Here is a 14875-nt window from a genome sequence, read left to right on the forward strand (position 1 = left end):
ATTCGGCCCTGGCACTCCTCCAAGCCTTACCTCCCTGCAACTGAAGACCTAAACCGAAAAGCAAAAGTTCGGGTGAACATGGGGTAGTGTCCTATGCTTGTGTGGTTGGCTGAAAACATGAACTGCTGTCCGCGAAGCCACACGAAAAGCACACGAAGTTAGGCCCAACTCTTCGTGGCTGCTTCGTGTGGCTTCGCGGATGAGCTTTTCGGCGAATGCAAAATTCACAGGCACAAGCTAAGATACCGGCCCTATGCAAGATTCGCCGAGTAATCGTCCTGTAAGCCAGCCCTCGCCTTTGCGCTTCAACTCCGATTTCACCATTGCCGCTTTACTGACGCTGCTCTGCGCGGTCACGCGCTGGCTGGCGCGGCCCGCGTCGTGGTGGGAATGGGATGAAATCCTGTTCGGGCGGGCGCTGCGTCATTTCGATGTGACCAAACACGCGCCGCATCCGCCGGGCTTTCCGGTCTTCGTGGTCATGGGCAAGCTGGCGAATTGGTTGCTGCACGATGAATTCCGCGCACTGGTGGCGGTCAATTTCCTCTTCGCCAGTTTGCTGGCCGCCGCGCTGTTCTATTTGTACCGCGAGATTTTTGAAGATCGGCGCATTGCCGTGGTCGGTGCGTTGCTGTGCTGCTTCTTTCCGAACGTGTGGGTTTACAGTTGCGCGCCGCGCAGCGATACGCCGGCCTTGGTGTTGGGTTTGATCGCGTTGACGCTGGTGTTGCGCGGGCGCGTGTCGCGGCGGGCCTTGCTCGCCGGTTGCGCGTTGCTGGGCGTGGCGCTGGGCGTGCGCGTGACGCTGGCGGCGGTGCTGGGAACCGTGACGGCGTTGGTCTGGTTGGGTTGGTTGCGGCGGCGCGAGTGGCGCTTGGCGGTGTGGTGCGTGGTGTTGGTCGTGTTAGGCATTGTGAGTTGGTATGTGCCAATGGTGTTGCTGCACGACTGGCAAGCTTACCGCGCAACAGTCGCGGGGCACGGCCACTTCTTGCTATTCGACGATTCGTTCTTGAGTCCGGGGATCAATGGCTGGTGGTCGCGGCGGTTACAACGTTTCTTTGTGGATTTGTGGGGCGACGCCTGGATTGCGTGGACGGTTTACGGACTCTCAGCCTTGGGTTTGATCGTGCTGGCGGCGCGCAAACGCTGGGCGGCGCTGGGCTGGTTGCTGGCGGCGTTTGTGCCGTATCTGCTCTTCACGTTTTTGCTCAACAACCCGATGCAGCCGGTCTTTTATGCGATGCCGTTTCAGCCGCTGTTTGCCGGGCTGATGGCCGCCGGATTGGTGTTGCTATCCGAACGCGTCTTTGCGCCGCAACGCTTCCCGCGCTTGCAATATGCGGGCGTCGCGCTGGCGATTGGCTTGACGCTGGGCCTGGGCGAATGGGGGTGGTGGCCCGTCAAGATGATTCATCGCGAACCCAGCCCGGTCTTTCGCGCCATCACGGATTTGCGTGCGCGGCTCGCTCCGCAACGCGATGAATTGCGCAACGAAATCCTGTATGACCCGCACGTCAACTTCCTCATGCCTGAATACAAAACGCAGACGCAGGAAACGGTCACCTTGCCCGAACCCAACCTGCTCAATCCGGCTTATCAAACCGGACGCACCTTTGCCTTGACGCAAGGGCCGCTGCCTTTCGGCAACAGCGCGCTCTATCAATGGAACGCCGCGCGCGGACGCAAGCGCGTCACGAAGATGAGCCTTGAGCGCTATCTGAAACTTTACCTGACCGAGATTACTTCGTTTTGGCAAACGAACTATCTGGACGGCTGGTACGGCGTCGAAAATGATGGCGCGAATTTCTGGCGTTGGATGGGACGGCGCGCGCAGGTGGCGCTGTTTAACGAAGCCGACACCATGCAATTGTCTGTGCGCGGGGACATCGTTGCCTTGCGCGACGGTAGCCATCCGACCCTGACGCTGCGGCTGGATGGCCGCGAGGTCGCGCGCTTCAAACCGCAACACGAGGCCTTTGAACAAACGCTCACTGTGCCCACTGAGGCGGGCCGTTTCTGGTCTGTGCTGACGCTCGAAGTTGATCCCATCGTCACGCCGAAGGGCTTGGGCCTGAGCAACGATGAACGCGAATTGGGCTTGCGTTGTTACGAAGTCAAATGGGCGCCGCTCCCGCAAGCTCCACGACAGCCGCTCACGGCCAATCAGTTTATCGGTGAAGGCTGGGACGAGATCGAAGCCGATGGCGGCCTCTATTGGCGTTGGATGGCGGAGCGCGGCGTCATCAAGCTGCCGCCCCTGGCCAGCGACGGCAAACTTGAAATCGAACTGCACGCCGCTAAACCGGATGGAGGTCAGCCGTCCAGGCTCACTCTCACACTCAGCGGACAGGTGTTGGAAAGCTTCACGCCGCCATCAGACAAGGTGCTGAAGACCTATCGCGTGCCGCTGTCATTGCACCAAAATCGTCCCAGCGCATTGGTGTTCACTACCGATCAAGTTGTGGAAAAGGATGGGCGGCGCTTTGGCATTCAAGTGTTTCGGATCAACTGGAAACCGGATGATGGGAAGCCGGTGACGCCTTAGCCGCTTCTTTTTTTAGACTTGTGTGTCACTCGAAAGGTCGGGCCAACCTGGGTACGCAGCGCTTCCAGCGTGCAGACTTGGCCGTTGCTACAATCAAAGTCACTGTGTCTGTCCATCAGTCCTGCACGCTGGAAGCGCTGCGTACCCAGGTTGGCGCGCAGTTCATTTGTGGGCAGGCTTTGGCGAATTAGGCGGTGTGGCCGCGGCTTCTTCCCAAAGCAACTTTGTCAGCGAAAAGCTCAGCGCGCGGTCGTCGCGGCTCTTGGGATTGGCTTGGCTGGGCGTGACGGTCTGGTCGGCTTGCAGGCGCAACTCCGACCATTCGCCGCTGCCCTGTTGCGCGGGCGTTATCAGGTATTCGCGTCCGACAAGGCGGTCGGGCGCGGCGAACTCTTCGAGCAGCGCGCCGTTGAGGAATAATTTGAAAACCGTCGGGCGCGCAAAGGCCCCTGGCACCTGGCCGGCCACGCGCAAGCGCATGGGCTGTCTCGTGTTGAGCAAGCGCACGACACCTGTGCCATCCATCCATTGCCAGCGCGCTTCGCCCAAGCCTTCCCAACCGTGAAAGCCGCTCAGGAATTCGGCGCGCGGCGGTGATTTGTCCAGCGGCTCGATTTGCCAGAGCCGGTATTGCGACAGGTGGCCCACTTCCGTCCAATGGCCCAAGACTTGGCCTTGTGCTTGTTCCGCTTCGTAATCCATCAGTAGCGCGTAAAAGCGCGCGCCCCGCGCCAACACTTGCCGGTACACCGCCGGCCACGCGCCGGGCCGGATTTGCTCCCAACGGAAAACCGAACGGTTGGTGTAAAACCGCAACGCCCCGCTCATCTGCATCGAAACCAGCAGCGCCTCGCGCGGCGCTTGCGCATCGGCCCAGCGACAGGCGTCGGCATTGAGGCTCTGGTCGCGCGCGTAAGTGAAAAATTGATTCTGCGCATAGAAGCGCAACATCACGCCGAGTGTCATGGCGAACAAAACGCTTGCAAGCGCCCAGCCCCAACGCCGTCGTGGCGCTTTCCAATTCGCCAGCGTACTGTGCGACACCAGCAACGCGCCCAGCAACAAGCCCGGCAAACCCGGCAACAGAAAGCGCGTGTCGCCCCAGGCCTCGTAAATGTCATAACAGGAATAGAAGCACAGATACGCGCCAAACCAAGCCAGCAGCAAAGCACGATTGCGCCACGCCGTCCCGCGCGTGGCGCTCACGCCCAGCCAGGCCAGCAACGGCAGCGGGCTAAGCGAAATCGCCAGCCAATAGGCGTAGTAACTTAGCCGCTTGCCAAAGCCCGCGAACATCAGCGCGTTGTCCAACTGAATCACGCCATAACCGGTGCGCAACGGATGTCCATACGCCGTCAGGTTGTACGCGCAAAAGACGGCCCCCAACGGCGCACCGCCCAAGCCAAAACGTAACCACGCCTGCCATGTGAACGGCAGGCAAAAGGCCAGCGGCGCCAGCAACAACACATTCGTCGGACGCACCAGCACCGCCATGCCAAAGGCCGCGCCCGTCCACCAAGACCAATGCGTTTCTCGCCGCGCGCGCAAACCTGCCCAGACTGCGGCCAGCGCCCAAAACATCGCGGCAACATCGCTCATCGGTTGCGTGGACATGTGGATGACCGTCGAATTGAACGCCAGCATCACTGCACCCGCGCCCGCCCACACGCGCGGCAAACCCAGTTCAAGGCCGATCAAAAATATCAACGGCAGGCTCAACGCCGCCAGCAGCGGATTCACCAGATACGGCCCCCATCGCCAGCCCGCCAGCAACGCCGCCGCCGCCAGATGCAACGGAAAGCCCACCGGATAAAACGGCGTCTGCACCACCGGTTCGCCAGGGCGTCGCACCGTCAGATAAGCCAGCGGACAAAACACATCCGCATCATTCGCCGTCAGGCCGAAACGTTCCAGCTCTTTGACCGGCGGTTTGAGCGGCCCATGCAACAGCGTGCGCGCGATGTTGGCATAGCCCGAACTGTCAGAACCGCCCACCGCAAACGAGGAGCCTTGTGCAATCCAAACGAAATAACCGGTCAGCAGCGCCAACAACAACAAGCGGCCCGGCGAAGCGCGCAACCGCGACAGCAGGGCGGTACGGGGAGCGGTAGCGACCTGATCCCGCCGCCGCCGTAGCAGCCGGGAAACCAGGTCGCTACCGCTCCCCGTACCGCCCCATCCACGGCGTCCGGCGATTGCTCCAAGTAGCAAGATCAACACGCCCAAGCCCGCCAGCCGCGCCCCTTGGTTGAAACTTGGCGAGCGAAAGAGGAACTCGACGCGATGCTCGCCCGCCGGGACGCTCAAGCCGCGCAACGCATAATTCACCCGTTCGACCGGCACGCGCCGCCCGTCAATAAAGGCGTCCCAGCCGCGATAATACATTTCGCTCAACACCAGAAAGCCCGGTTGCGCATGCTTCGTCTGCAATTCCAGGCGTTGCGGTTCGTAGCGCGTGATTTTGACCTCCGCGCCTGCCGGATCGCCGGGCGCAGGGAGGTCGAGTTGCTCTTTGCCGTACAACTCTTTTTCAAACAGCGCCACCTCGCGCGGATCGTAAGCCGCACCGTCGCCAAGTTTGCCGGTCTTGATCGCGCGCAGCACTTCGGCGGTGGTGGACATTTGCAAACGGCGCACGAACCAGGCGCGCGGCAGAAAATGCTTGTTCTCAAACACCGTGACCGTGCCGAACTGTTGCAGCCGTTGCCAGCGCTCTTCGGGAATGTTCAGCACATCGAGCGCAAAGGAATTGTTTGTCTCGCTGTCAAACACCGCCGCGCGCGTGATGGTGAGATCGGCTTCCGTGGGAAGGTACGTCAATTCGATTTGTTCAATCGTCACGCGGTCGAATTTGAAACGCGCCAGATAGCGATGGCCTTGGTAACCGTCTTCGGGCCAGCTTTCGATGACTTTGGCGCGGTCGTGTTTGATGACGGCTTTGACATCGGCGCGGTCATAGGCCCATTCGGCGGTGTCGCGCCCGGCTTGCATTTGTTGTTCGATGACGCGCCCGTCCGTGGTGAAAAGCTTGATGCCGACGACCGGCGTGCCGGTGGTGAATTGCGGCGAACTGCCCATCGCCGAGACGAAGGCGAGTTCGTTGATCGTCGCGTGTTTTTTGAAGACCGTGCGCACGCCGGGCTTGAGTTGCAGCGTGCTCGGCTCGCCGTTGAATTTGATGCCCTCGTAAGTGACGGTGTCTTTCGAGGCCTGTTCACAGAGCAGGTATTTGACGTTGAGCAGATCGTAACCGCTGTGTTCGGGATTGAACGCGCTGAGGTCTTCGACCCAGCCTTCCAGCGTCATCTGCCCGGCGATGTCGGTCGTGCGCGTGAGGCGCAGCGGGTCGTAGCCATTCACGCTTTGCAGTCCGCGCACAATCGAGACGTTGGGGAAGTCCAGCATCTCGTAGCCGTCTTTGAAAGGCTGCGGCGACTGACTCAGGATGCGAAAGGCATTCAAATCCTTTTCGCGTTCTTTGATGAATTTGACCGAAGGCGCATCGGCCAGCCGTTCGCGCATATTGAAACTGGGCAGCCGCCATTCATACGAGAAGCCGTAAGACATCGCATCCAGCAGCACCAGCGCGACGATGGCGACGGAGATCAGCGCGTTTGGTTTACGCGCATACGCCGCCAGCGCCAGCACGCCCAAGCCAAAGAACACCACCGGATAGTAAATGTCGGGATTGGCAAACGAACCGGCTTCGGGCGGCAACGGCAAGTCCATCACTAGCCGTTCGTCAAAGAAGCAATAAATCACGACCGCGACCGCGACGATGCCGCCAAGCACGGCGGAACTCAGGCCGACCAACCGCCAACGTGCGCGCGCTTCCAATTCTGTCAGCGTCGTGATGCCGAATCCGGCCAGCAACCCCAGCGCCAAATTAAATTCCAGCAAGTGCCGCCCCGGCGCGCGGAACAGGTTATAGACCGGCACGTTATGCAAAAAGTGATATAAGCCGAAAGGCAAATTGTCGCCTAGCGCCAAGCCCACTGCGACCACCGCCCACGCCAGCCAGAACCATTGCAACGCGGTTTTACGCCAGCGGCAAAGCGTGACCAGCGCCAACAGCCACGTCAGCATGCCCACATAACCCGCCGTCTCGGTCGGATTCCAGCGGCCCCAGTACGGCACTTTGTACGGGTCAAGTGCCGCGCCGCCGAAATAATACGGGAAGAAAAAGCCCAGGATTTGCCGGGGCGGCAGTGAGAACTGCGAGAAGTATTCGTATGTGATGGCCGCGCGTTCGCTGAAATGCAGCATCTCGCGTTCGGGCAAGAGCTGAATCATAGAGAGCAACGCACCGCACAAGCCCATCGCTGCCAACGCGCCCAGATAACGCCAGGGTTGTTCCTGTTGTTCACGCAAGAATAGGGTGAAAAGCGTATAGGCGCCCGCCACGATGATCGTGTAGCAGGTCATCTGTGGTTCGCCCGCAAAAAGCTGCAAGGCGATAAACAGCGCGCCCAACGTAACCCAACGCCAGCGCGCGCGTTGATGCAATTCTTCAAGCGCCAGCAAAATCCACGGCAGCCAGGCCGCCGCTGCGATGCGATTGGTGTGGCCCAGATGCGCGACCAGATAGCCGCCAAAGGCAAACGCCAGCCCCGCTACCAACGCGCCCAATCGCGTCTGGCCGATGCGCCGCGCGTAAAGATACGCGCCGAGCAAGGCCAGGTGATAGGTCGTGATGACCATCAGATTCATCGCGGCCTGCGGTGAAAAGACAGCGAAGACCCACGTCGGCGGATACAGCGCGCCCGGCTGAATGCTCGCCAGCAGCGGCATACCCGCGAAGATGTACGGGTTCCAGAGCGGCAGCATCCCTTGTTGCAACATCTGCCCGATCAAGACGCGGATGCCGAAAATCTGTGACCAGCCGTCACCGGGGGCGAGCGTGACTTGGCCCAGCACAGCCGGAAAAAAATAAAGCAGCGGCGCGAGGATGAACACGGTGGCGCTCAACCAGCGCGGCCAAGCGTCAGACGGTTTATTGACAGGTGTCATAGCAACTCGACGAGGGGGAAGAGGTGCGGTCAGTACATGATTGTTGTTGATGAATGCGAGGGCGCGATTCTAAATCACAACAGCCAGGATTGGTACATTCAAGTTAATTTGCGTGCGTCGAAATACGGTGTTCAGAGTTCCGCCTTCAGGCGGTGGCGCGCCGCAGGCGCGTATATTGGCGCTTCGCGCCGCCACCGCCTGAAGGCGGAACTCTGAACACCGTAGCACAGTGTTGCAGTTTCGGCCCGTGTGCCAATGTTGTGTGATTCGATTTAGTGGGCGGGGCGGGCGCTGTCCGCGCCCGCCCCAGCTAAAATCCGCGTAAACACGAGGCTTCGCCAAATTGACGCCCCGCCACAGTGCACATACAATCCCCAGCCGTGCGTGGATGAAGTCGTCCCCCGATTCCCAAACCTGCCCAAACCTGAAAGTTGACTGAGGCATTTTATGAGCACCAAAGTCCGAGGCGAAGCGCGTGAAACGATGATGTTGACGGTGGCCCACCTCTCGCCCGCCGCCCAACAAATGGCCAAAGCCGCCCCTGCTCCCGCCAATGGCCCCGCCGTTAGCAAAGACAGCGAGAGCAAAGAGGCCAACGGCAAAGCAGCGAATGGCGCGGCTGTCGCGATAGCTGCGGCGGTTGCACCAGCCGAACGCCGCGGCACGGGCAATCTGGCCGAGAGTCCGCTGCTCAACCGCGAATTGAGTTGGATCGAATTCAACAGCCGCGTGCTCGACGAAGCGCTCGACCCGACGCAGCCATTGCTGGAACGCCTGAAATTCCTGGCGATTTTCTCGACCAACCTCGACGAATTTTTCATGGTGCGCGTCAGCGGCTTGCAGGAACAGAACGAAGCCAACCCGCATCTGACTTCGCCCGATGGGTTGAGCGCGGCGACGCAATTGCGGCTGATCTCAGAACGGCTGCGCCCGTTGCTGGATGTGCAGATGCGCTGTTTGCTGCGGCAGATTTTGCCGGGGCTGGAAAAATACGAGGTGCGCATCGTGCCGCACGATCAATTGAATCGTGACCAGCGCAAGGCGCTGCACGATTATTTTTACGAACGCATCTTCCCGATTTTGACGCCGCTCTCGGTTGATCCCAGCCATCCGTTCCCGTACATCTCGAACATCAGTTTGAACTTGGGCATTCTCGTCGTGCCCGAAACCAATGGCGAAGAGCCGCGTTTCGCGCGCGTCAAAGTGCCGCCCAACGTGCCGCGCCTGATTAAGGTCGAATCTAGCGGGGGCGCCGAACAGCATTACGTCATGCTCGAAGACGTCATCAGCGCCCACATCGAAGCCCTCTTCCCCGGCATGAAAGTGCAGGAATGCCAGCCCTTCCGCATCACGCGCGACGCCGACCTGGAAATCGAAGAGGACGAGGCGGGCGATTTGTTGAAGATGGTCGAACAGCAATTGCGCCAGCGCCGTTTCGGCTTCGGCGTGCGTTTGGAAGTGGCCGCCGGGATGTCGCCCGAAATGGTCAAGTTGTTGCGGCAGGCGCTGGATGTGAGCGAGCAGGATGTTTACACGGCGGACGGCCCGCTCAACATCCCCGACCTGATGACGCTCTGCAAACTCGATCTGCCCGCGCTGAAAGACGAACCGTTTACGCCGGTCACGCCCAAAGCCTTGTCCACGGGCGAAACGATTTTCGACGCGATTCGCCATCAGGACATACTGATGCATACGCCCTATGATTCTTTTGCGCCGGTGCTCGAATTCCTGCGCGCCGCCGCGCGTGATCCCAACGTGCTGGCGATCAAACAGACGCTCTATCGCGTCGGCAAAGATTCGCCCGTCGTCGAAGCCCTGATCGAAGCCGCCGAGAACGGTAAACAGGTCGCCGTGCTGGTCGAATTGAAAGCGCGCTTTGACGAAGAGAACAACGTGCGTTGGGCGCGCCGGTTGGAGCAGGCGGGCGTGCACGTCGTTTACGGCCTGGTCGGCCTAAAGACGCACGCCAAAGTCGCGCTGGTCGTGCGGCAGGAGAAAGACGTGATTCGCCGTTACGTGCATCTGGGCACGGGCAATTACAACCCGGCCACCGCGCGCATTTACACCGATCTGGGTTTGTTGACCGCCAATAAAGATTTCGGCGCGGACGTGACTGATCTGTTTAACTTCCTGACCGGTTATTCGCGGCAGGTGCGCTACCGCAAGCTGTTGGTCGCGCCGGTCAATTTACGGCAGAGCCTGAATGAACTAATCCGCCGCGAAGTCGAGCATCATCAGGCGGGCCGCCCGGCGGGCATTCTCGCCAAGTTCAACAGCATGACCGACACCGGCATGGCCGAAGAGTTATACGGCGCTTCGCGCGCAGGCGTGCCAATTGATTTGCTGATTCGCGGTATTTGTTGTTTGCGCCCCGGCATCGAAGGCCGCAGCGAAACCATCCGCGTCGGCAGCGTCGTGGGCCGCTTCCTCGAACATTCGCGCATTTACCGGTTTTTGAATGGCGGCGACGACGTGATCTATCTGGGCAGCGCCGACCTGATGAACCGCAACCTCGACCGCCGTGTCGAAGTGCTCTTTCCCATCGAAGACGCGCGCCTCAAAGAACGCATCAACCAGGAAATCCTCGCTGCCATGTGGCGCGACAACGTCAAGATGCGCTGGTTGCAACCGGATGGAACATACGCCCGCCCGCGTTTGGCTGATGACAAAGCGTTTTGCGCGCAGGTGAAGCTGTTGGAGCCGGCGTTGTTAGGGTAGTTCTTGTGATCGTGACAGATAGAGCAGGGAGTGTGGGCTTCAGCCTGTGTTCGTGACCTCCAACACAGACTGAGGCCTACACTCCCTGCTCTTTTGCCCACTATAACCTGACCACCTGTCCCGCATTCGCTGACGTATACAACGCTTCCACCACTTCCAACGACAGCCGTCCTTCGCGCCCATCAATCAGCGGCGCACGACCCTCCAGCACCGCCTGAGCCATATCTTCAATCTGCATGCGATGGCCTTCGTTCGAGATGGCCGCCGGATTGGCCGAGCCGTCGGTGAGTTGCGCGTCATTGCTGGGCGCGTCCGCTTCGCCATCAATGGCCCAGACGCTGATGGCATCGCCATCCAGGATGATTGTGCCGCGTTCGCCGCTGAGTTCGACGCGGCGCTTGAAGCCGGGCTTGACCGACGTCGTCGCCTGAATCACGCCGAGCGCGCCGTTTTGAAAGCGCAAGCTCGACACCAACGTGTCTTCGCCTTCGATTTGCGGATAGCGCAGCGCGGCTTTCATAGCGAACACTGTCTCGACCGGCCCCGCCAGCCAACGCAGCAAATCCACCGTGTGAATGGCCTGGTTGATCAGCGCGCCGCCGCCATCCAGCGCCTGTGTTCCGTGCCAGGACTCGGCGTAATACTCCGGCGCGCGATACCATTTCACGATGGCGTCGCAGAGCATCAACTTGCCCAGCCGGTTTTCCGCCAGCGCCTGTTTGATGCGCAACACGGCGGGCAAAAAACGCGATTGAAAGATCACGCCCAACTTGACGCCCGCTTCTTCGCACGCCGCGATCAACGCATCGGCTTTTGCCAAGGTCGTCTCAATCGGTTTTTCGGTCAGCACGTGCTTACCCGCGCGCGCGGCGGCGCTGCCTTCTTCGGCATGATTGCCGCTGGGCGTGCACAGATTGACGACCTGCAAACCAGGGTGCGCCAGAAATTGCGCGTAATCGGTATAAGCCGTCGCGTTAAAGCGCGCGGCGAATTCAGTTGTCTTGGCTGTATTGCGCCCGCACACGGCGACCAGCCGCGCGTTGGGGATGGCCTGGATGGCTTCGGCATGCACCTTGCCGATCATACCGGGGCCGGCGATGCCGAAGCCGATTTCATTGCTCATTGCTGATAATCCTCAGTTCATGGAATTTGTAATTTGAAATTTGAGATTGCACAATCGCCGCGCTCTTTCATCACTCGTCACAGGAGTTCAACCCATGCCGATCAATATCGCAGGCTTTCATCACGCTGGCTTTTTAGTCACCGATGTCGAACGCGCCGCCGCATTTTACGAAAACATTCTGGGATTGGAACCGCTGCCGCGCCCCGATTTGGGCTTTCCCGGCATGTGGTACGACTTACGCAACGGCCATCAGTTGCATTTGATGAGCGTCACCGGCATGCCCGGTCACGCCGATCCGCCGCGCCACGACCGCCACCTCGCGCTCAGCGTGCCGGACGTCAATGCCACCGAAGCGCAGTTGCAAGAACTCGGCATTCACATTGCCTATGGCAGTGGGCGTGCGGGCAACAAACAGTTGTTCATCCGCGACCCGGACGGCAACACGATTGAATTGCGCCCGGCATAGCTGTCCGACAAGCTGCCAGCTTGTCGGAGTCTCGGCTGACGAGCCAATAGGTTTCATCGCGACGCCCCGACAAGCTGGCAGCTTGTCGGACAGGTTCGCTCGCGTTCTTCCTGCACATGCCAACGGCGGCGCATTTCCAAAACCTCATCCGCTAATGCAGCCAGCTTGGGTTTCAACCGTTCACCATCCAACTCGCCCGGATCAGGATACCGTTGCGGCAACACCAGCGGACGTTCCGCGTCGCGTTCAGCGGCGGGCACGCGGGTGAACATTTGATAGATGCGCCACTCGGCCACGCCGACTTCGCGTTTCAACCACTTCAACGTGCGCCCCAACTCCGGCTCGCACTCGCTGATGGCGTTGAGCAGTGCGCTGCACAAAAAGGTCGCGCAAAACAGCGTCTTACCGCTCACGCAGCCTTGCGGCTCGATGATGCGGCAAGTGGGCGGACAACAGCCCGTGCCCTGCGCGTGACAGCGCCCGCAAATCTCGAACACGCCGCTCGCGGCAAAGAAGCGGTCGAGCTTGGCGATCAATTCGTCACGCGTCAGTCCGGCGAGTTCGCTTTCTTGTTCTCGCAACGTCGAGCGTTCTGCACGCGCGCAGGTCACGCAATACCAGCGCAGGCTTTCCTCGCTGGGCACGCCGGGCGTATGAAGCTGCAACTGTTGATAAAGCCGCGCTGGTGCGGTTCCGCATTGTTCGCAAGGTTGATCGGGCATCGGCGCACACCTTAACAATCGCGTTGGGCCGCGCGCAATCCAGCCGCGCAAAAAGAAAGGCGGGGCCACGTCAAGCGTGCCCCGCCTTGTTTGTTGTAAAGAGGGTGTTGTGGCTATTTCTTCTCTAACAGACTGAAGCCATATTCTAGATTAGCGCGCACGCTGACCGGCTGGCCGTCTTTTATGGCTGGGTCGAAGCGAATCTTTTGCGCCGCTGCAACAGCCTGTTCTGTCAGACCGTCCGGTAACCCGCGCACGACGCTGATGTCGGTCAGCTTGCCGTTGCGCCGGAAGATGACGCTCAAGATGACAATGCCTTCGACTTTGTTGTCGCGCGCTTCTTTGGTGTAGCCCGCTTTTTCGCGGTAGGTGATGACGGGGCGCAAGTCGGCGCTGGCTTTATAAACTTCTTCCTCGCCTTGCGCAGCCACTGTCGTTTGGTTGGCCGCCGTTGATTGATCTAGCTGTTGTCGCATTCTGCCAAGTTGCTCTATGAGCGCCTGCGTTTTTGACGCGCCCGCTGAATTTGGGATGTGCCCGGCGCCCGCCACCCAAAACGAACCATCTTCATATTCCACAATGGTTATGCGGGCAGTGAAATCTGTAGGGTTGAACGGCCCTGGGTTGAGCCGGTAATAGAGGGTGCGTTCGTTGCCTACTTCGATCATAGCCGTCGGTGGAATGGGTTTCTTGAACTCAGTTGTCAGACGCACTGCCCTAATGCGTGGATGAGTGAACTCGCATTCAACGCTCTTGATGGCTAGGGACGCTTGATTGGTCAACGTCAATAGAAACTGCGAAATTAAGGTAGCTTGGTTGTCGCCCTGTTCCGCAGTGACAAAGGGTTGATAACTTTCTTCCAGCATTGTTTTCACGACGGCCTTATGAATCAGCAGTGGAGGAGCGCTGGCCGAATCAATACGAATCGGAAATTCCGGCGCTTGCGCAATGGCGTCCCAATGATTGAGTCTGTCCGCCGGTTTGACATCTTGCGGCTCGGCCACAAGCGAGCGCACAGCTTTGTTTCCATTTACACCGCCCGCGATGCCATTTGCTACTCCGCCTTTCACGTTAATAGCAATACCTTGCTTGATACCGTCGGCGACGCCATCTGCCACACCGCCTTTGATGCCGTCTTGCGGTCCGCCATCCTCGATCACATTGCCAGACACGGTCGGCGGCTTGTCTTGCGCCAATGCCTGATTGCGCAGCGGCAATGCAATGACGCAGGAAAACACCAGCAGCGCCGCGACGGTGAACCCGATCAAAAAACGTTGCGGCCACGCCAGCCGCGTCGGAAATTCGTTTTGTAACATCGCTTCGATTCTCCTTTTCAGATTTGAACCGCCCACGCGCGAAACGCCCGCCATATTTGTGGACGGCCAGCCCAGGCCGAATTGCGCGACTTTCCACAGGCTGGCGGCGTAAATCTGTGGCGCGCCTTGCCAGCGCAAGACTGCTTCGTCGCAAACCCATTCGCGCTCGGCTAACAAACGCCGATCCAGCCACCAGACCAGCGGATGAAACCAGCACAGGCAACATACCCACATCTGCACCGTCGCCAGCAAATTGTCCCGATGCCGAATATGCAACAGTTCGTGCAACAACACGGCTTCGAGTTCGGCGTCGCTCAAACGTTCGGCCATGCCTTCCGGCCATGCGATCACTGGCTGCCAAATACGCCAGACACCCGGCTCGGTTAGGCGCGGGGCGGGCAACAAAACAACATTGTGCTGGTAAGACAGGCGTGCGCGCAGCCGTTGCAGGCATTCGAACTCGCGTCCGGTGTTGAGGGGCTGGCTGTTGCGTAAAGCCTGCGCGAAACGTCTGCGCCGGGATAGCCAGCCGGTCAGCAACAGTCCCGCGCCCAGCAACCAAACGCCCGTGAGCAGGCAATAAAACTCGTTATGCGAGGCCAGAGCCGCCCCCTTGCCCAGCTCAAGCGTGGCGAAAGGCGCGGCGAATTCGCCCAGCGGCTGCGCGTTCTCAAAGACGAGCGCAAAGCTGGCCGAAGGCAACTCTGCTGCGGGCAACAGTCGTGTGAGCCAGCCAATGCCGCCTTGCGCCAGCCAAAGCAGCAGCGCCGAGGGCAGCAGCAATTTGGCAAGAACGAGCAGCCAGGCAACGTAACGCACCCGCGCGGGCGCGCGCTTGAGCAAAGTCATGACAAGCCCCGCGAACAAGGCGATGAGCGTCGTTTGCCAAAGATGGTTGGCGAAGGCGGGCCAAAACCATTGCGCCCACGCGGCGAGCCCTTGATGCCAAAAAAGATGAGAAAACATCGGCGC

Annotated in this window: 7 protein-coding genes; 3 read left to right on the plus strand and 4 right to left on the minus strand. The window is 59.8% G+C overall.

The features are described 5' to 3' along the window. Positions 1–253 precede the first annotated feature (253 nt). Complete coding sequence (locus HY011_20505) at positions 254–2548, plus strand: glycosyltransferase family 39 protein (GenBank protein MBI3425322.1); 2295 nt, start codon at positions 254–256, stop codon at positions 2546–2548. A gap of 162 nt (positions 2549–2710) precedes the next feature. Here the strand turns inward: HY011_20505 and HY011_20510 are convergent, their stop codons facing one another. Continuing rightward, positions 2711–7558 carry a YfhO family protein gene (locus HY011_20510; GenBank protein ID MBI3425323.1) on the minus strand — a complete coding sequence of 1616 codons (4848 nt, stop codon included), beginning with the start codon at positions 7556–7558 and terminating at the stop codon, positions 2711–2713. 525 nt (positions 7559–8083) lie between these two features. Here HY011_20510 and ppk1 point away from each other — a divergent pair. Further along, entirely contained in the window at positions 8084–10276 is a 2193-nt protein-coding gene (gene ppk1, locus HY011_20515; protein ID MBI3425324.1) for a polyphosphate kinase 1, read from the plus strand. A 100-nt stretch (positions 10277–10376) separates the two neighbouring features. Here the strand turns inward: ppk1 and HY011_20520 are convergent, their stop codons facing one another. Beyond that, on the minus strand, positions 10377–11399 hold the full coding sequence (locus HY011_20520; GenBank protein MBI3425325.1) for a Gfo/Idh/MocA family oxidoreductase: 1023 nt from the start codon (positions 11397–11399) through the stop codon (positions 10377–10379). A gap of 94 nt (positions 11400–11493) precedes the next feature. Between HY011_20520 and HY011_20525 the strand changes: the two genes are divergently transcribed. Further along, positions 11494–11865, plus strand: a complete 372-nt coding sequence (locus HY011_20525) for a VOC family protein (protein ID MBI3425326.1) — start codon at positions 11494–11496, stop codon at positions 11863–11865. A gap of 53 nt (positions 11866–11918) precedes the next feature. Here the strand turns inward: HY011_20525 and HY011_20530 are convergent, their stop codons facing one another. Both HY011_20530 and HY011_20535 read right to left on the minus strand, forming a co-directional pair. Next, a complete protein-coding gene (locus HY011_20530) occupies positions 11919–12587 on the minus strand; it encodes a hypothetical protein (protein ID MBI3425327.1) in 669 nt (222 codons plus the stop codon). A 113-nt stretch (positions 12588–12700) separates the two neighbouring features. Beyond that, positions 12701–14869 carry a M56 family metallopeptidase gene (locus HY011_20535; GenBank protein ID MBI3425328.1) on the minus strand — a complete coding sequence of 723 codons (2169 nt, stop codon included), beginning with the start codon at positions 14867–14869 and terminating at the stop codon, positions 12701–12703. Between the last annotated feature and the right edge of the window lie 6 nt (positions 14870–14875).

This window comes from Acidobacteriota bacterium (genome assembly GCA_016196035.1).
Taxonomy (GTDB): domain Bacteria; phylum Acidobacteriota; class Blastocatellia; order RBC074; family RBC074; genus JACPYM01.

Coding starts and splice junctions, on each gene's coding strand:
- HY011_20510 (MBI3425323.1), bottom strand. CDS start 7,558: ATGACACCTGTCAATAAACCGTCTGACGCTTGGCCGCGCTGGTTGAGC.
- HY011_20505 (MBI3425322.1), top strand. CDS start 254: ATGCAAGATTCGCCGAGTAATCGTCCTGTAAGCCAGCCCTCGCCTTTG.
- HY011_20525 (MBI3425326.1), top strand. CDS start 11,494: ATGCCGATCAATATCGCAGGCTTTCATCACGCTGGCTTTTTAGTCACC.
- HY011_20535 (MBI3425328.1), bottom strand. CDS start 14,869: ATGTTTTCTCATCTTTTTTGGCATCAAGGGCTCGCCGCGTGGGCGCAA.
- HY011_20520 (MBI3425325.1), bottom strand. CDS start 11,399: ATGAGCAATGAAATCGGCTTCGGCATCGCCGGCCCCGGTATGATCGGC.
- HY011_20530 (MBI3425327.1), bottom strand. CDS start 12,587: ATGCCCGATCAACCTTGCGAACAATGCGGAACCGCACCAGCGCGGCTT.
- ppk1 (MBI3425324.1), top strand. CDS start 8,084: ATGGCCAAAGCCGCCCCTGCTCCCGCCAATGGCCCCGCCGTTAGCAAA.